The organism is Rhodococcus sp. PBTS 1 (genome assembly GCF_001620025.1).
Classification (GTDB): Bacteria; Actinomycetota; Actinomycetes; order Mycobacteriales; family Mycobacteriaceae; genus Rhodococcoides; species Rhodococcoides kroppenstedtii.
Genome location: NZ_CP015219.1, coordinates 1,899,533 through 1,919,059, shown reverse-complemented (window position 1 = coordinate 1,919,059; position 19,527 = coordinate 1,899,533). Strand labels below are relative to the sequence as shown.

General features: G+C 73.9%; 6 protein-coding genes. All 6 read right to left on the bottom strand.

The window, feature by feature from the left end; all coding sequences use genetic code 11:
• Positions 1–68: 68 nt before the first annotated feature.
• Entirely contained in the window at positions 69–13,490 is a 13,422-nt protein-coding gene (locus tag A3Q40_RS08660) for a non-ribosomal peptide synthetase (RefSeq protein WP_082833834.1), read from the bottom strand.
• 317 nt (positions 13,491–13,807) lie between these two features.
• Positions 13,808–15,406, bottom strand: a complete 1,599-nt coding sequence (gene lnt, locus A3Q40_RS08655; RefSeq protein ID WP_082834112.1) for an apolipoprotein N-acyltransferase — start codon at positions 15,404–15,406, stop codon at positions 13,808–13,810.
• A 2-nt stretch (positions 15,407–15,408) separates the two neighbouring features.
• A complete protein-coding gene (locus A3Q40_RS08650) occupies positions 15,409–16,989 on the bottom strand; it encodes an amidohydrolase (protein ID WP_068105691.1) in 1,581 nt (526 codons plus the stop codon).
• Between the two features lie 43 nt (positions 16,990–17,032).
• Entirely contained in the window at positions 17,033–17,578 is a 546-nt protein-coding gene (locus A3Q40_RS08645; protein WP_068101381.1) for an FxsA family protein, read from the bottom strand.
• Between the two features lie 53 nt (positions 17,579–17,631).
• Positions 17,632–18,291 carry a response regulator gene (locus A3Q40_RS08640; protein ID WP_068101378.1) on the bottom strand — a complete coding sequence of 220 codons (660 nt, stop codon included), beginning with the start codon at positions 18,289–18,291 and terminating at the stop codon, positions 17,632–17,634.
• Between the two features lie 13 nt (positions 18,292–18,304).
• Entirely contained in the window at positions 18,305–19,525 is a 1,221-nt protein-coding gene (locus tag A3Q40_RS08635; RefSeq protein WP_068101375.1) for a sensor histidine kinase, read from the bottom strand.
• Positions 19,526–19,527 lie beyond the last annotated feature (2 nt).

Genomic DNA, 19,527 nt, shown 5'->3' with positions numbered 1-19,527 from the left:
GATTCGATCGATTCCTCGGGCCCCGACACCACACCGGTGTCGGGGCCCGAGGTGCGTTCGGGGGCGGCTCAGTCGAGATGCTCGTCCAGGACCGGCACGACCACGTCGAGCGCCCGGTCCGTGGTGAGGTGCGCGTGCGAGCACGGAATCGGATGGTCGCGCACCGTCCCCCGGACGAACGGCTCCCAGGCGGCGGCGCGGCGGCGGGTGTCGCGCTCGTTGACCTCGTCGGCGGTGGCCGAGAAGAACAGCACGTCCGCCTCGACGGGCGCGGGCCGGTAGCGGTGCGCCAGCGTGCTGCCGTGCACGTATCCACGATGGAGACGCTCGACGACGTCGGCGGTCAGCGCCGCGGCACCCTCGCCCGCCGCGCGGGCCAGATCGGCGGCGTCCGCGGGAGTCGGGTCCACGCCGTCGGGCAGCGGGGATCCCGTGACCTCCTCGATCAGGTCGCGCAACGTGGGCACGCGGTCGAGGTACTCGGCCGTGAGCGTGTAGCTGTCCAGCATCGCCAGGGTCGCCACCCGCTCGCCGCGCCGCTCGAGTTCCGCGGTCATGGCGTGCGCGATCAGTCCGCCGAGGGACCATCCGAGCAGGTGGTACGGACCCGCGGGCTGCGCCGACTGCAGCCGGTCGACGTAGTCGCGGGCCAGGTCCTCGATCGACTCGAACTCGGGCCGCTCGCCGTCCAGCGTCGGAGACTGCAGACCCAGGACCGGCCGATCGCCCCCGAGGCGCCGCGCCAGACCGTGGTAGGTCCAGGCCAGGCCGAACGCGGGGTGCACGCACACCAGCGGCGCGGCGTCGCCGCGGCCCGCCCGCAGCGTCACCACGGGCGCCAGGAGATCGGTGTCCGCGGCCGAGGGTTCGCCGAGGGCGGCGGCCAGCTCGGCCGGGGTGGACGCCCCGAACAGCACGCTCACCGGCACCGGTCGGCCGAGCCGCTCCCCCAGCTCGTGAGCCGCGCGCACGCCCACCAGGGACGTGCCGCCGAGGGTGAAGAAGTCGTCGTCCCGGCCGACCCGGTCGACCGCCAGCACGTCGGCGAACACCGAGCAGACCAGGTTCTCCAGTTCGGTCTCCGGCGCCCGATAGACGGTGTCGGCGAGGGGTGCGGGTGCCGGCAGGGCCCGGCGGTCCAGCTTTCCGGTGGGCGTCAGCGGAACGCTGTCCAGCAGCGTGACCGACGTCGGCACCATGTACGACGGCAGACGCCGCGTCAGATGGCGGCGCAGCGCCGTGCCGTCCACCGCCGACCCCGAACGGGCGAGGACGTACGACGCGAGCGTGGTCGGCCCCGCGCCGTCGTCGTCGGCCACGCCGAGCGTGACCGCGAACTCGACGTCGTCGTGCGCCTCGAGGGCGGCGTCGATCTCGCCGAGCTCGACCCGGAATCCGCGCACCTTCACCTGGTGGTCGGATCGACCCACGTAGGTCAACACGGGGCCGTCGTCGGTGCGGCGCCACCGCACCAGGTCGCCGGTGCGGTACATCCGCTCCCCCGGCTTGCCGTGCGGCGCGGCGACGAAGCGCGCGGCCGTCAGGCCGCTCCGCCCGAGGTACCCGCGAGCGAGCGCGTCGCCGGTGAGATGGAGTTCGCCCACCACGCCGTAGGGCACCGGCTCGAGCTGGCGATCCAGCACGACGGCGGCGACGCCGCGGACGGGTGACCCGATACCGATGGGGGCACCCGCGGTCAGGGCGTCCGACATCACGGTGACGATGGTCGTCTCGGTGGGACCGTAGGCGTTGTGCAGGCTCCGGCCGGGAGCCCAGCGCGCCACCAGGTCCGGGGAGCAGGCGTCGCCGCCCACGACGAGGTGCGTGAGCGCGGTGGCCGCGGTCGGATCGGCGGTGGTCAGTGCCGCCGGGGTGACGAAGGCGTGGGTCACCCGCTCCCGGCCGAGGAAGTCCGACAGCTCCCGGCCACCGACGACGGTCGTCGGAGCGATCACCATCGTGGCGCCGGCACCGAACGCGAACAGCAGATCGAGCACGGCCGCGTCGAAGCTGACCGAGGAGAAGTGCAGGACGCGTGACGAGCTCGTCACGGCCAGCCGGTCGGTGAGTTCGTCGGCGAAGGCCGACACCCCGGCGTGCGTGACCACGACACCCTTGGGCGTTCCGGTCGAGCCGGAGGTGTAGATGACGTAGGCGGGATGGGCGAGGTCGGCCCGTGGGAGTGCGCCCGAGGCGAGCGGCCCGGCGGCGAGCGTGTCGTCGTCGAACAGCAGCCAGTCCGTCCCGGCCCCGTCCACGGCCAGCGCCGCACGGTGCTCGGCGGTGGTCAGGCCGAGCGCGGGTCGGGCGTCGGTGAGCATGTGCCGGATGCGGTCCGCCGGGTAGGCCGGGTCGACCGGCAGGAATCCCGCTCCCGCGCGGGTGACGGCGAGCACGGCCAGCACCGACTCCAGGGAGCGCGGAATGCCGACCGCGACCAGGGTGTCCGGGCCGACGCCCTGCGCGACGAGCCGCCGAGCCCACCGATCGGTGAGGGCGTCGAGCTCGCGGTAGGTGAGCGCGCGCTCGAGGTACTCGACGGCGATGCCGTCGGGCGAGCGTCGCACGGCGTCGTCGACGAGCGTGGCCAGCGTCCGCGGCGCGTCCGCGCGGGGTGCGCCGCCGACGGGAACCAGGGCGGCGCGCTCGTCGGGCGTCAGCAGGTCGATCGCGCCGACCGCCGTGGCGGGCTGCGTGGCGAGGGTGCGGAGCACGGCGCCGAGCCGGTCGAGCAGCGTCCGCGCGGTGGTCCCGTCGAACAGATCGGTGGCGTAGTCGAGCCCCAGAGTGAGCCCGGCGGGGTCGCCGGCGTCGGTGCGGTGCTCGGTCACGGTGACCTGTAGGTCGAATTTGGCCACCGCGACGTCGATCTCGGCCACCCGGGCGTCGACGGCGGCGTCGCCCGCGCCCATACGGGCCCGCGTGGGGACGTCGTCTCGCAGCGTGAGCATCACCTGGAAGATCGGGTGTCGCGCGGCGGACCGGGCGGGCGCGATCGCGTCGACGAGCTGCTCGAAGGGCACGTCGGGGCGCGCGAACGCCTCGACGTCGGCCGCCCGCACCGCGCGCAGGGCGTCCTGCAGCGGTGAGCGCGGATCGATCCGCGTGCGGAGCGCGAGGGTGCCGACGAACATGCCCACGAGGCGGTCGATCGCCTCGTGCCCACGCCCGGCGACGGCGGTGCCGACGACGGTGTCGAACCGGCCGTCGAGACGCCCCAGGGTCACGGCGAGGGCCGTGTGCAGGGCCATGAAGAGGGTCGCGCCCTCCTCGGCGGCCACCTCGTGGAGACGGCGGTGCAGATCGTCGTCCAGTCGGGCGTCGACGGACCCGCCGCGGTACGACGGCGTGGCGGGGCGAGGCCGGTCCGTGGGGATGCCGAGGGTGTCCGGAGCGCCGGCGAGGGTCTCGGTCCACCACTCGAGCTGGGTGGCCAGGAGCGACGACGGGTCGCCCGGGGAGCCGAGTCGCGCCCGCGTCCACAGGGTGTGGTCGACGTACTGCACTTCGAGCGGGGGCAACGCGGGTGCCTGGCCCGCGGACCGGGCGTCGTAGGCACCGGCGAGATCGGCGGCCAAGGGCCCGAGGGACCACCCGTCGGCGGCGATGTGGTGGACCACGAGCACCAGCACGTGGGCCGAGGGATCGAGACGCAGCAGAGTGGCGCGCAGCGGCGGATCGACGGTGACGTCGAACCCCGTACCGGCGGCAGCGAGGGCGGCCGAGCGCACCTCGTCCTCGACCACCTCGCGGACGGCGAGCGGGACGTCGACCACGGGCAGGATCACCTGCTCGGGACCGTCCGACGACGCCGGGTAGACCGACCGCAGCACCTCGTGCCGCGCCACCACGTCGTCCAGCGCGGTCTGCAGGGCGGTGACGTCCAGCGGCCCGTCGAGGCGCACCACGATCGGCACGTTGTAGAGAGGTGACGACGGGTCGACCCGGTTGAGGAACCATTGCCGGGTCTGCGCCGGGCTGAGCGGCAGCCGGTCGGGTCGGGCAATGGTGCCCAGCTCAGGGGTGTCGTCGGCGGTGAGGGTGTCCACGTGCGCGGCCAGGGTGCGCACGCTCGGGTGCTCGAACAGCGCACGGACCGGAACGGTGCGGCCCGTTCGTGTGCCGATGCGCGACGCGACCTGCGTGGCCAGCAGCGAGTTGCCGCCGAGGGCGAAGAAGTCGTCCTCGCGGCCGACCGGCCCGCACGTGTCGCCGAGCACGCCCGCCACCACGTCGGCGACGATCCGCTCCGTCGGCGTCTCCGGCGGCGCGACGATTCGGTCCCCGCGCGCAGGGGCGGTCGGGGCGGGCAGGGCGCGGACGTCGAGCTTGCCCACCGGGGTGAGCGGCACCGCCGCCAGCGTGGTGACGGTGGCGGGGACCAGATGAGCCGGGAGCCGGCCGGCGAGGTCGGCGAGGACCGCGTCCGGATCCACCGTGGCCGCGCCCGCGGGCACGACCCACGAGGCGAGGGCCGGGATGCCGGCGTCGTCGACGTGGACCGCCGTGTACGCGAAGGACACGTCGTCGCGCGCCGTGAGCGCCGCGTCGATCTCGCCCGGCTCGATGCGGAACCCGCGCAGCTTGACCTGCGTGTCGGTGCGTCCGACGTACTCGAGTCGTCCGTCGGGAGTCCACCTGACCAGGTCGCCCGTGCGGTACATCCGCTCCCCCGCGCCCCGTGGGTCGGCCACGAACCGGCCCGCCGTCAGCGCTGCTCGGCGCAGGTAGCCGCGCGCGAGCCCGGGCCCGGCCAGGTACAGCTCACCCGTCGTGCCGTCCGGAACCGGGTGCAGACGGGCGTCGAGGACCGCTGCCCGCGCCCCCAGGATGGATGTGCCCACGGTGACCGGGCCGTCCACCTCGAGGACGTCCGTCGTCGCGACGACCGTCGTCTCGGTCGGTCCGTAGCCGTTGACCATCAGGCGACCGGGCGCCCAGCGTCGGACCAGGTCCGGGCCGACGGCTTCGCCGCCGACGACGATCGTCCGCAGGTCGGGCAGACCGTCGCCGTCGGCGGGGTCGACCGTCGCCAATGCGGCCGGGGTGACGAACGCGTGGCTCACGCGCTCGCGACGCATCAGGTCGGCCAGCTCGCGCCCGCCGAAGACGTCGGGCGGCGCGATCACCAGCGTGGCGGCGGATCCGACGGCCATGAGCAGTTCCAACACCGACGCGTCGAAGCTCGGTGAGGCGACGTGCAGCACCCGGGCGTCGGCGTCGACGGCGAACCGTGCGCGCTCGGCATCGGCGAACGCCGACAGTCCGGAGTGGGTGACCGAGACACCCTTGGGTACGCCCGTCGACCCGGACGTGTAGATCACGTACGCCACGTGGTCGGGCCGCAGCGGGATGCGGCGGTCGGCGTCGGTGACGGGATGGTCGAGAGTGCCGGTCGGGTCGTGCTCCACGTCCAGCCACTGCACGTCGGCGAGGTCGTCGTCCGGTCGGTACTCGGCCGTGGTGAGCCCCAGCCGGGCACCACTGTCGGTGAGCATGTGGCGGACGCGGTCCGCGGGATAGCGCGGGTCCACCGGAACCCAGGCGGCACCCGTCTTCGCCACCGCGAGAACGGCGGTGATCGCCGCGAGCGAGCGCGGCAACGCGACGGCGACGACGTCCTCGGGACCGGCGCCGCACGCGAGCAGACGCCGGGCCAGGCGGGAGGATCGGCGATCGAGCTCGTCGTGGGTCACCTGCTCGCCGGCGGTGCCGACGGCGGCGAGTCGATCGCCGGCGCGGCGTACCGCGGACGTCCAAAGATCCGGCAGCAGCACCGGTGGGTCGACCGGCTCGGGGACGCGCGCGTCGAGCCGGTCGCGTTCGTCGGAGGTGAGGAGGGGCGCATCGCCCAGCGCACGCTCGGGGTGGGCCGCGGCGGCCGCGGCGACCGCGAGGAATCGCTCGCCGAGGCGGTCGACGGTCGACTCGTCGTACAGATCCCGGCTGTAGGTGATGCGGACGGCCCATCCGTCGGGGCCGCCGGTCACGGCGACGTCGAGGTCGAACTTGCTGCGGTCGATCTCGATCGGGGCCGCCGACCAGGTGAGGTCCCCCGCCCGGACGGTGGTGTCGACGCTCTCGTCGACGGTGAGCACCACCTGGACCAGCGGATGCCGACCGGCGACGCGCGGCGGCGACACGGCGTCGACCACGCGCTCGAACGGCAGCTCGGTGTGGCCGAGGGCGTCGAGGTCGACCGTCCGGACGCGCTTCAGGACCTGCGCGAAGCTGTCGCCCGGCTCGATCGCGGTGCGCAGCACCACGGTGCCGACGAACATGCCGACCAGGTCGTGCAGCGCGGCGTCGTGGCGCCCGGCCACCGGGGTGCCGATCACGACGTCCGTGGTGTCGGCCAGCCGGCCCAGCACGGAGGCGAGGACGGCGTGCACGGCCATGAAGCGGGTGCCGCCGTGGCGCGCGGCGACCGCGGTGAGCGCGGACATCGTGGCCTCGGGGACGAGGAACTCGCGGGACCCGGCGCGGTGGCCGGGCAGAGCCGGGCGGGGCCGGTCGCCCGGCACGGTGCACTCGTCGGGCAGGCCCGCGAGCGTCGAGGTCCAGTAGGCCAGGTCCGCGGCCGCGCGGGACGTCGGATCGGCCTCGTCGCCCAACATCCGGCGCTGCCACAGCGTGAAGTCGGCGTACTGCACGGGCAGCGGCGGCAGGTCGGGTTCCCGCTCGGCCACGCGGGCCGTGTAGGCCGTGACGAGGTCGCGGGTGAGCGGCCGCATCGACCACCCGTCCGCCGCGATGTGGTGGATCGCGACCCCGAGGACGTGGCGCGTGTCGGACACGCGCAGCAGCACCGCGCGCACCGGGGCCGTCGTGGTGAGGTCGGTACCGCGATGAGCCAGCGCTCGCAGGGCCTCGCCCACGCCGTCCGCGTCGGTGGTCTCTCCGATGTCACGGACGTCCAGACGGTCGCGTACCCGGTCGACGGGCAGGACCACCTGGTGCGGGCCGTCGTCGGTCTCGGGGAACACGGTGCGCAGGGCCTCGTGCCGCTCGAGCACGTCGAGGACCGCGCGGCGCAGAGCATCGCGGTCCACCGGCCCGTCGATCGTGACCGACAGTGCGATCGTGTACGCGTCGGCCGTCGGATCCAGCCGGTTCAGGAACCACAGCCGCTGCTGCGGCAGGGACAGCGGGATCCGTGCCGGACGTTCCCCCGCGACCAGCGGCACCCGGGCGGGGCCGGCGTCGGTGTCGAGCCGCGCCGCCAGCGCGGCGACGGTCGGCTGCTCGAAGATCGTGCGGACGGCGACGTCCCGGCCCAGTGCATCGGACAGGGCCGCCGCGACCCGGGTCGCGGTGAGGGAGTTGCCCCCGGAGTCGAAGAAGTGGTCGCGGCGCCCGACCCGCTCCAGGCCGACAGCCCTGGCGAAGGCCGTCGCGACGATCCGTTCGGTCTCGGTGGCCGGTTCCTCGTGCGGGACGTCGCTCTGCGGGGGCGCGGGCACGGGCAGGGCGCGACGGTCGAGCTTGCCCGCCGGCGTGAGCGGCAGCGCATCCAGCCAGACGATCCCGGCGGGCACCATGTAGTCCGGCAGCGCGCGGCGGGCGGCCTCGAGGAGGCGATCGGTCAGCGCCTCCCGGTCCTCGGCGTCGGTCACCCCGTACGTGATCAGGCGGGCGATGTCGCGGCGATCGGCGTCGACCAGCAGGGTGACCGACCACGTCACGGCCGGCTCGGTCTGCAGGACGGCGTCGATCTCCGCGAGTTCGACGCGGTGGCCGCGCACCTTGACCTGGTGGTCCGCACGGCCGAGGAAGTGGATGGCCCGGGTGTCCGGGGCGGCGGTGATGCCGACGTTCGTGCGGAGCGCCACGACGTCGCCGGTGCGGTACATCCGGGACCCGGGCGGACCGTCGGGGTCGGCGACGAAGCGTTCCGCGGTCAGGCCCGGGCGTCCCTGGTAACCGCGGGCGAGGCTCGGTCCCGACAGGTACAGCTCGCCCCGGACGCCCGGCGCCACGGGACGGAGCCGGCGGTCGAGCACCCGCGTCGCGACGCCCGTGCGGGTGCGGCCGATGGTGACGGGCTCCCCCGGGATCATCGGCGCGGTGCGGGTGACGACGACGGTCGCCTCGGTGGGACCGTAGACGTTGAGCATGGTGCGACCGGGGGCCCACCGCTCGACCAACGCCGGAGTGCAGACGTCGCCGCCGACGGCGACGAACCGCAGATCTGGTGCCCCGGCGGGATCGACGGTCTCGAGTGCGGCGGGCGTGACCACGGCGTGGGTGACCCGGCGGTCGCGGAGCAGCGCCGCGAGGTCACGGCCGCCGTAGACGTCGGTGGGAGCCGGGACCACCGCGCCGCCCACCGCGAACGCCATCAGCAGTTCCATCAACGAGACGTCGAAGGACGGGGACGCGAAGTGCAGGGCGCGGGTGGTCTCGTCCACCCCCGCGGCGACGGCGGTGTCGGCGGCGAGGTCCGCGATGCCGCGGTGGGACACCACGACGGCCTTCGGACGGCCGGTCGAGCCCGACGTGAAGATCAGGTACGCGGCCTGATCGGGATGCGGGGCCGGCACGGCCAGGGGGGCCGTCGCGAGCACGTGGTCGGTGCGCGGGTCGAGCCAGCGGACCGTGTCCGGGAGCATCGCGCGCTCGTCGCCGGCCAGCCCGACGACGGCGCCGGTATCGGCGACCATCGTGGCGAGCCGGTCCACCGGGTACTTCGGGTCGAGCGGGGTGTAGGCGCCCCCGGACTTGGCGACGGCCCACAGGGCGATCAGCGACGCCGCCGAGCGGCCGACGCAGACGGGCACCCGGACCTCGGGTCCGACCCCGAGGTCGACGAGCGCCGCGGCGAGCAGATCCGATCGACGATCGAGCTCGGCGTAGGTGAGGGTGTGATGGGCCTCGATCACCGCGTCCCGGTCGGGGAATCGTGCGGCCGTCGCGCGCAGCAGTTCCGGCAGCGTGGTCGGCGCGCCGCCGGGCGGGCCGACGAGGACGACGTCCGCTTCGGGCGCGACGTCGGTGGGCAGACGCAGGTCGACGTCGCCGACGCGGACGCTCGGATCGGCCGTGACCTGTCGAAGGACCGCGAGGAAACGCTGGGCGAGGTCCGCCGCCGTGGTGTGGTCGAACAGAGCCGTCGCGTAGCCGAGGCGAGCCTGGAATCCGCCGCCCGGGCGGTCCACCACCTCGACGGTCAGGTCGAACTTCGCGGTGCCGGTGTCGATCTCGCCGGCGGCGACGGTCAGGCCGGGCAGCTGCACCGTCGCGGGCGCGAGATTGTCGAAGGAGAGCATGACCTGGAACAGCGGGTGGTGCGCCGACGTCCGGTCGGCCGCGACGGCGTCGACCACCGCGTCGAAGGGTACGTCCGCGTGCGCGAAGGCCTCGAGGTCGTCGTCGCGCACCGCGTGCAGGAGGTCGACGAAGGAGCGGTCGACGCGCGGTGAGGCGCGCAGGACGAGGGTGTTGACGAACATGCCGACGACACCGTCGAGCGCCCGGTCGCCGCGCCCGGCCACGGGGGTACCGACGGCGACGTCGTCGGTGTCCGCGAGCCGGCCGAGCAGTGCCGCGAGCGCGGCGTGGACCACCATGAAGGTGCTGGCCGAGTGGGCGGTGGCGAGGGCGGTGATCGCCGCGCGCAGGTCGGCGTCGAGCTCGAAGTCGTGGACCGCACCCGCCACGGCGGGGGCGGCCTGACGCGGACGGTCCGTGGGCAGGTCGAGCACCTCGGGCAGGCCGGCGAGCCGGTCGGTCCAGAACGCCGTCTGGGCGGCGAGGACGCTGCCCGGATCCGCGGGGTCACCGAGCACGGCGCGCTGCCACAGCACGGCATCGGCGTACTGGACCGGCAGCGGCGCGAAGGCGGGTGCCTGCCCCGCGGCACGCGCCGCGTAGGCGCGGGCGACGTCGGACGCCAGCGGGCCGAACGACCAGCCGTCCGCGGCGATGTGATGCAGGACCACCACGAGCACGTGGCGGTCGGGGCCGAGCCGGAACAGACGCACGCGGATCGGGTGCTCGCGGCGGACGTCGAAGCCGCGCCCGACGACCTCGGCGACGGCGCGGTCGCGCTCGGACTCGGCGACGTCGACGGGCTCGAGATCCGGTGTGCCCGGGTCCTCGACCAGCTGGTGCGGTCCGGTGGGGCCGTCGGGGAAGACGGTGCGCAGACTCTCGTGGCGGCCGACCACGTCCGTCAGCGCCTGCCGCAACGCGGGCAGGTCGAGCGTTCCGGTGAGCTCGAGGGCGAGCGGCATGTTGTAGACGGCCGACTCGGGATCCAGGCGGTTGAGGAACCACAGCCGCTGCTGCGCCGGCGAGAGCGGCACGAGGTCGGGTCGGGCGACGGGCACCAACGGCGGTCGGTGGGCCGGGACGTCCACCGCGGACAGTCGTTCGGCGAGTCGAGCGACCGTCGGCGCGGAGAACAGGTCGTCGAGACCCACGTGTCGGCCGAGATCGTCCGCGAGTCGCGCGACCACGCGCGTGGCGGAGAGCGAGTTGCCGCCGAGATCGAAGAAACTGGTGTGAACGCCGGGAGCCGGAATGTCCAGGACGTCGGCCAGCACGGCCGCGATGCGGCGCTCGAGTTCGGTGCGCGGGGCGACGTCGTCACCCGGCGACGGGGTGGTCGGCTCCGGCAGAGCGCGACGGTCCACCTTGCCGCTGCTGTTCAGCGGCAGGGCGTCCAGCACGGTCACGACGTCGGGAACCATGTACGCCGGCACGCGCGCCGCAGCGGTGGCCCGGACGTCGTCGGGCGCGATCGACGCGGGAGTCGGCCCGGCCACGTACCCGACCAGTCGAGTGCCGCCGCGGTTGTCGGGGCGCGCGACGGCGACGGCGTGATCGACGCCCGGATGAGCGAGCAACGCGGCCTCGACGTCGCCGAGCTCGATGCGCAGGCCGCGCACCTTGACCTGGAAGTCGGTGCGGCCGAGGTAGTCCAGATCGCCGTCGGCGCGCCACCGGGCGAGGTCGCCGGTGCGGTAGAGCCGACTCCCGTCACCGGCGATCGGGTCCGCGACGAACCGGTCGGCGGTGAGGTCGGGTCGCCCGAGGTAGCCGCGGGCCAGTTGCATGCCGGCGAGGTAGAGCTCCCCCGCCACCCCGACGGGCACCGGGCGCAACCGCGCGTCGAGCACGTGCACCCGCGTGTTCCACACGGGGCGCCCGATGGGCACGGACCCGACGTCGCCCGGCCGGAAGCGGCGATAGGTGACGTCCACGGCCGCCTCGGTGGGGCCGTACAGGTTGTGCAGCGGCACCGCCGTGGCGTCGGTGAAGGCGGCGGCCGTGTCGGCGGGAAGCGCCTCGCCGCTGCTGAACACTCGCCGCAGACGGGTGGGGATCACGTGGGATTCGCGCAGTTCGGCGACGAAGGCGGCCAGCATGGACGGGACGAAGTGCACCGTGGTCACCCCGGCGTCGATCATCGCGGCGAGCAACCGGCGAGGTTCGCGGTGCACACCGGGGTCGGCGACCACCAGCCGAGCGCCGACGCGCAGCGGCCAGAAGAACTCCCACACGGACACGTCGAACGTCGACGGGGTCTTCTGCAGAACCACGTCGTCGTCGGTCAGCGGGTACTCGTGCTGCATCCACTCGAGTCGGTTGGTGATCGCCCGGTGCGTGACGGCGACGCCCTTCGGTCGACCGGTGGAGCCGGAGGTGAACAGGACGTACGCGAGGTCGTCGGGACGGACCGGCGCGGGCGCGGCCGAGGCGCCCGCGTCGGCCCCCGCCGCGGCGACGTCGGACACCGCCGCGGCGACGTCGTCGGCGGTCAGGACGCAGCGCGGACGCGCGGTGTCGAGGACGGTGGCGATGCGCTCGTCGGGCTGCTCGGGATCGAGCGGGAGATACGCGGCGCCCGCGTGCAGGATGCCGTACATCCCGAGCACCAGCTCGAGCGACCGCGGCATCGACAACGCGACGACGTCGCCCGGCGCGACGCCGCGTCGTCGCAGCGCGGTGCCCACTCGGCCGGCTCGGTCCGCGGTCTCGGCGTAGGTGAGGGTGGTCGCGCGGAAGGTCAGGGCGGGTGCGTCCGGCGTCGCCGCGACCCGACGGGCGAAAGCACTCCACAGGGTGTCGGGCTCGACGGGCGCGGCGGTGTCGTTGAAGGTCCGGACGACCGTGTCGAGTTCGTCCGGTAGGAAGACCGGAGCGTCGGTGACGGGGGCCGCCGCGGGCCGATCGAGCAGCGCGCCGAGAAACGCCAGGAACCGGCGGTGATGGGCACCGAGGTCGGCGTCGTCGTACAGGGTGGGGTTCGCTTCGAGGTCGATGTTCAACCCGGCCCCGGGGGTGCTGCTGTTGTAGATCGTGAACGCGAGGTCCTCGACCGGTCCACTGGACAGATTGTGGAGGCGGCCGGTCAGGTCGCCGAGCCGCACGCTCCAGTCGAACAGCATGATGTTGACCATCGGGCCGAAGAAGCCGCGCTGGTCGGTGCTGCTGCCGTGGTCGCGGCGGATGTCCTCGTGCCGGTACTTCTGATGTCGGAGCGCGCCGGTGATCTCGAGGGTCACCGCGGCGATCAGGTCGTCGAGGGTGGTGTGGTCCTCGATCCGCAGGCGCAACGGAACCACGTTGGAGAACATGCCGCCGGAGCGGCGCAGCGCGGCGGTGGTGCGGACCGACACCGGCAGACTCAGGACCACCTCGGTCGATCCCGTGACGCGGTGCAGGTAGGCGGCGATGGCGGCGACGAGCACGGCGGCCTCGGTGCCGTCCACGCGGGCGGCGACCGCGGCGATGGCGTCGGTGACCGAGGTCGGTGCGGTGCCGTCCACCCGGCGCCGGGTGGCGGCCGCCGGAGCCGAGCGTGGCACCAGCGAGAAGCGTTCCGGGAGCCCCGCCGTCTTGCCGGCCCAGTACTCGCGGTCGGTCGCGAACCGGGGCGACCGGCGGTAGGTCTCCTCGGCCCGGTACAGCTCGGCGAGGTCGTGGGCGCGCTGCGGCGGCGCGTCGACGCCCGTCGTCCGCGCGGTGTAGAGCTGGGCGACGCGGCGCAGCGCGGTCACGGCGCCGAAGCCGTCACCGGCGAGGTGGTGCATCCGGGTGTACCAGAACCACCGCTCGTCCTCGACGCGCAGCAGCACGTTGACCGTCAGCGGGTCGCGTTCGACGTCCACGGGAGCGTGCATCTCGTCGCGCATCCAGCGGTGCGCGGCCGCCTCGGGGTCGGCCTCCGCCCGGAGATCGAGCCGTCGGGTGTGGACGGAGCGGGTGTCCACCACCTGGTGCGGCCGTCCGTCGACGTCGAGGATGCGGACGCAGCCGGACTGCAGTTCCGCGCCGACCTGTCCGGCCACCTCGCCGAGCAGGTCGACGTCGAGCGGGCCCGCCACGTCGACGTACTGCGCGACGGTCAACGGGACCTCGGGGGCGAGCTTCTGGGCGAACCACAAGCCGGTCTGGGCCGGGCTCAGCGGGAAGGCGGCGGTGTCGGCCGGGCGGTGGTCCGGCGTGCCGCCGGTGGGCTCGACCGTCGTGGACGACGTCATCGGACATGCTCCGTTCGCTCGTCGTGGGCGACGAGCGACACACACATCTCACCGAGAATCGAACAATGCTGCGCTGACGGCGACCGCGCGGTGCGGCCGCAGAAGTACGTGTGACTCGGTGTCCCCGACCGTGGTCGCTCCGTACGTGGTGGTGCTGGCTGACTTATCGGATGTAGTTCTCCCCGTCGGCGGTAACAGGACTCTTGGTCGGTAATTCGCGCCAGCCGGGGTGATGGATTGGTGACTTCTCACTTGTTTCGTCGGATTCGACCGGTGAATTGTTACATGAACGGGGACCGAACGACGTCCGAGGAGTACTAGTCGTTTTTGTTCGGACCCGGTCCCGGTTCCCGCCGACGTCGCACCGTCCGCACGGCACCGACGACGGCCGCCGCAGCGCCGACGATCACCAGCAGCGCCTCGACTCGGGCACCCCACGTGGTCGCCGGGGTGAGGGTCGAGCGCACGCCGACGGTGGCGACGAGATGGTCGGCGTCGAACAGCGCGGTGCGGGACGTCACCGTCCCGTCCGGGGCGACGATCGCGCTCACCCCACTCGTCGCGGCCACCACGACGGTCCGGGAGTGCTCGACCGCCCGCACCCGCGACATCGCCAACTGCTGGTAGGTCATCTCGGTGTCGCCGAACGTGGCGTTGTTGGTGGGGACCGCGAGGATCTGCGCGCCGGCCGCCACCGCCTCGGCGGGGGCGCGGTCGAACGCCACCTCGTAGCAGGTGGCGACTCCGACGGCGAGCGCCACCGCATCGGCCTCACCGGACGCGCCGGCGTCGGGTAGATGCACGACGCCGTCGCCGCTGCCGGGGACGAAGTTGCCGGCCGAATCGGCGTAGGAGGAGAACAGCCGGAAGAAGCTCCGGTACGGCAGGTACTCGCCGAACGGTTGGACGATCTTCTTGTCGTGCCGCTCCCCCGGCCCGGCCGCACCGTCCCACACCAGAACGGAGTTGGTGCTGGTCCCGTCCGCGTTGGCGAGCACCGCACCCACCAGGATCGGCGCGCCGATCCGGACGGACGCGGCGGAGATCTCGTCCCCCGCGGTGCGGTCCCGCGTCGGATCGACGTCGGAGGCGTTTTCCGGCCACACGACCACGTCGGGACGTGGACTGCGCCCGGCGTCGACCTCGTCGGCCAGGCGCAGGGTCTCCCGGACGTGGTTGTCCAGCACTTGCCGTCGTTGCGCGTTGAAGTCGAGCCCCAGCCGGGGCACGCTGCCCTGGATGGCGGCGACGACGACCGTCCGGTCGCCGTCCGTCGGGCCGGCGAGCGTCGGCCGCAGGGCGAGGCCGACGGCCGGCACCGCGATCACGACGATCAGCCCGACGGCCACCGTCCGCCGACGTCCGGCGGACCGTCGGGATCGTCCCGGGGCCGCCGTCACCACCGCCGCGAGTGCGGTGCCGATCAGCGCCACCGCGAAGGACAGCAGCGGGGCTCCGCCCACCGCGGCGATCGGCAGCAGCACAGACTCGGACTGCCCGAACGCCAGTCGGCCCCAGGGGAACCCGCCGAACGGCACGGTGCTGCGCAGCCACTCGGTGGCGGACCAGGCGGCCGCGATCCACAGCGTCGCGAACGGCAACCGCGCCACGAGGACGACGAGCACGCCGAACAGGGCGAGGAACACCGACTCGGCGACCGACAGCGCGATCCACGGCACCGGGCCGACGTACTCCCCGATCCACGGCAGCAGGGGCAGGAAGAAGCCGAGTCCGAACACGGCGCCGAGCAGAGCGCCCGCTCGTAGTCCCGGCGTGCGCCCGTCGCGTCCGGGCAGGGTCAGAGTCAGCACGACGAGAGCGATCGCCACCGGAGCGAGGAACCACAGGGTGCGCGGCGGGAAGGAGAGGAACAGGAGAACGCCGGCTGCGGCGGACGCGAGGATGCGGACGAGCAGGGTCACGAGGCGAACACCGTGACGCCGCGGTGGACCGTGCGCAGGCAGCGCGGGGCGCGGGCGGCGTCGTCGAGTCGCGGCAACGCGGGCACGCGCGAGCGGGGATCGGTCGACCACCGCTGCACCGAGTCCTTCGGGGCACTGACCACCAGCTCGTCGACGTCCCACACCGCGTAGCTCGCGGGCGCACCGGCCACCAGCGTGCCGGCGACACCGTCGCGGACTCCGCCGGCGCGCCAGGCCCCGCGGGTGGCGGCGGCGAAGGCCGCGCGCGGGGAGATCGCGCTCCCCGCGGTCCGGTGGTGGACGGCGGCCCGGATGCCGGCCCACGGATCGAGCGGGGTCACCGGCGAGTCGGAGCCCAGCGCCAGCGACACCCCGGCGGACGCGAGGAGCGCGAGCGGGTTCAGCGCACGAGCGCGGTCGGCACCGAGACGGGTCGCGTACATCCCGTTCTCGCCGCCCCAGTAGGCGTCGAAGACCGGCTGCACGCTCGCAACGATCCCGCGGGCGCCCAGCACGGCCGCGTGCTCGGGAGTGACCATCTCGAGGTGCTCGAGCCGGTGTCCTCGACCGGCGACGGCGGGCCCGCCGAGGTCGGCGGCGACGCGTTCGATCGCCTCGACGACGGCGCTCGTGGCGGCGTCGCCGATCACGTGGAACCCGGCCTGGATCGTCGCCTCGGTGCAGGCGGCGAGGTGGGCCGCGATTGCGTCCGTGTCGAGGTAGGACAGACCGTGTCCCGCGGCGTCGGAATACGGCTCGTGCAGCCACGCGGTGTGCGAGCCGATCGATCCGTCGACGAAGAGGTCTCCGCCCAGAGCGTGGGCGCCGGTGGCGGCCAGCAGGTCCCGCGCCTCGTCGGCCGTGCGGACGGCCTCGCCCCAGTAGGCCCGGACTTCCACCCCGTGGTTCAGATCCAGCAGTTCCCGCAGGTCCTCGCGGCCGGACACGTCCGGCCCGGCGCACTCGTGCACGGCGACCACGCCGCGGGAGGCGGCGAGGTCGAGGGCGGCGACGCGGGCGCGGTGACGGTCGGCGGAGGTCAGCATCGCGCGTGCGGCGCGGCGCACGGCGTGATGGTCGTCCGCGACGACGGGCGCGTCGGAGGCGGCGTTCACCCCCGCGGCGCGCCGGAGCGCGGCCGAGCACACCGCCGAGTGGGCGTCGATGCGCGTGAGGTAGAGCGCGCGCCCCGGCGCCGCGTCCTCGAGTTCCGTGGTGGTCGGCGGCCGCTGCTCGGGCCACGCCGTCTCGTCCCAGTTCTGCCCCCAGAGCACGGCGTCCGCGTGATCGGCGGCATACCGACGCACGCGGTCGAGGCACTCCGCCAGCGACGCGGCGGAGCCGAGGTCCAGTCCGATCAGGGCGAGACCGGTCGCCGTGGTGTGCACGTGCGTGTCGACGAAGGCGGGAGCGACGAATGCGCCGGCCAGGTCGACGATGTCGGCGTCCGGGTGCAGGGCGCGTGCCGGTCGGTCCTCGCCGATCCAGGAGACGGTGCCGTCGGTGACGGCCATGGCCGTCGCGTCCGGATTGGTGGGGCTGTAGATCCGTCCGCCGACGAGGAGTTGCGTGCTCACGAGCCCAGTCTGCCCGTCCACGCCGAGGCGACGGATCGTCGGGTCATCGCCCGTCGGCCTCCGGGGTGGTGTCGATCACGGTGCCCTCGATGACCCGCGGGGTCGACTGCGGCCGGGGGTCGGTCGGCTCGGCCACGACGTCGCCGTCGATGACGACGTGACCGGACCGGAATCGGCTCCGCGTGGTCACCAGCCGACCCGACGCGACCAGGGTCTCGACGCGGCGCGCGGCGACCCGCGCGACCACCGGCCGCAGGACCGCACGAGTCAGTGGGATCATGAGCAGCAGGCCGAGAACGGACGACACCAGACCCGGGATCAGCAGCAGCACCGACCCGATCGCGACCAGTGCGCCGTCGGTGACGGCGCCGGCCGAGGCCGCCGCGTCCGCCGGGCCGCGCACCCGTCGCCCGTTCGCGGCGCGCAGTTCCCCGAGCACCCGCCGACCCTGGGATCGCATGGCGATCACGCCCAGGACGGAGAGTCCGAGGACCGTCACCACGGTCCAGAGAATTCCGACGGTCGAGGCCAGCCACACCAGGGCGGCGACCTCCACCACGAGGTACAGGACGAACGTGAGCAGCGGCATGTCCGGTCAACGCACGAGCGATGTCATTTTCTCCCGAGTCACGGCCTCCCGAGTCAGGCGCCCGGCCGCACCAGCCCGCGCTCGTACGCCAGCACCACGGCCTGCACCCGGTCGCGCAACCCCAGTTTGGCCAGGACGCGGCCCACGTGGGTCTTCACGGTGGCCTCCGACAGAACCAACTCGGCCGCGATCTCGGCGTTGGACTTCCCCGCCGCGATCAGCAGAAGCACCTCGCGTTCGCGGTCGGTGAGCGAGTCGATCTCGGGACTCGGTCGGGGCTCGGCGGGGGGTTCGGCGATGAGGTTGCTCAGCAGCCGACGGGTCACGCGCGGCGAGACGACGGCGTCCCCGGCCGCGACGCTGCGGATCGCGGAGACCAGGTCCTCCGGCGGCGTGTCCTTGAGCAGGAATCCGCTGGCGCCCGCCCGCAGCGCGCCCAGCGCGTGCTCGTCGAGATCGAAGGTGGTCATCACGACGACCCGGACGTCGGGGTGATCCGCCGTGATGCGCTCGGTGGCGCGGACCCCGTCGAGACCCGGCATGCGCACGTCCATCAGCACCACGTCGGGACGGAGCCGCTCTACCGCCGAGAGGGCCGAGGCCCCGTCGGCGGCCTCGCCGACGACCTCGAGGTCGGCCTGCGCCCCGAGGACCATCGACAAGCCCATACGCATCAGTTCCTGATCGTCGACCACCAGCACCGACACCGTCATGCCGGACACCCTGTCATGCCCCGAGACTCTTCTGCGCCGGGGTGTCCGCCGGATCGAGCGGCAGGACGGCTCGCACCCGCCAACCGCCGGCGGGGAGGGAGCCGGCCTGAAGGTCGCCCCCGAGCACGGCCACCCGTTCGCGCATGCCGATCACCCCGAATCCCGACCCGCTGCCGGCGAGTTCGACGCCCGGCACCGCGGTGTCCGGCGGCGGGGTCGCCCCCGGTCGACGCGGGGTGTTGGTCACCGAGACCGTCACCGCGTCGTCCGCCCGCGTGACGACGACGGCCGCGCGCGGCCGATCCCCGCCGTGCCGGAGGGCGTTGGTGAGCGACTCCTGGACCACGCGGTGGACGCCGAGCGCGATCGACGGGGGCACGGCGTCGAGGTCGCCGGTCATCTCCATCGAGACGGTGAGTCCGGCCGCGCGCATCATCTCGACGACCCGGGCGAGGGCGGCCGTGCCGTACTCCGGGTGGGCGGTCCCGGCGTCGTCGGTGCGCAGGAGGGCGACGGTGCGACGCAGTTCGGCGAGGGCGGACCGGCCCGTGGCGGAGATGTTGCGCAGCGCGGCCTCGGCGCGGTCCGGGTCGGCGCGGAGGGCGTACCCGGCTCCGTCCGCCTGGACGATCATGACGCTGACCGCGTGGGCGACGACATCGTGGAGTTCGCGCGCGATGCGGGTGCGTTCGGCGGAGACGGCGTCGACGGCCCGCCGGTCCCGGTCGGCCTCCGCCACGGCGAGCCGGGCGCTGACCTCGGTGATGTACGCGCGGCGCGCGCCGAGGTACGCGGCGGTGATCCAGGCGAGCAGGTAGAGCAGCAAGAAGAACGCGGTGAAGACGAAGTCCGTCCCGAGGACGAGCCGCGAGGCCAGTTCCGCCACGAGGAGCGCGGCCGCGTACAGGGCCGCGAGGCGCCGGTCTCGGTAGAGCACGAGCGTGTAGAGCATGACCACGGCGAAGAGCTGGCCCGGCGGCGGCGCGTCGGAGAACCGCACGATGCGGTCGGCGACGATGCCGAGCACGAGCAGTGCATAGATCGCCCAGGCGCTCACCAGCGGGGCGCGGCGACGCCAGGCGAGGGCCGTCGCCAGCGCCAGGGCGAGGGCGACGGTGACCACGGGTTCACCGACGCCCGCCAGGCCGGTGAGCTCCAGCGCGAAGAGCGCGGCGGCGAGCAGGCCGTCCGCCGCGAACGGGTGGGACCGGAACCAGGTGGTGAGCGGGCGCATCG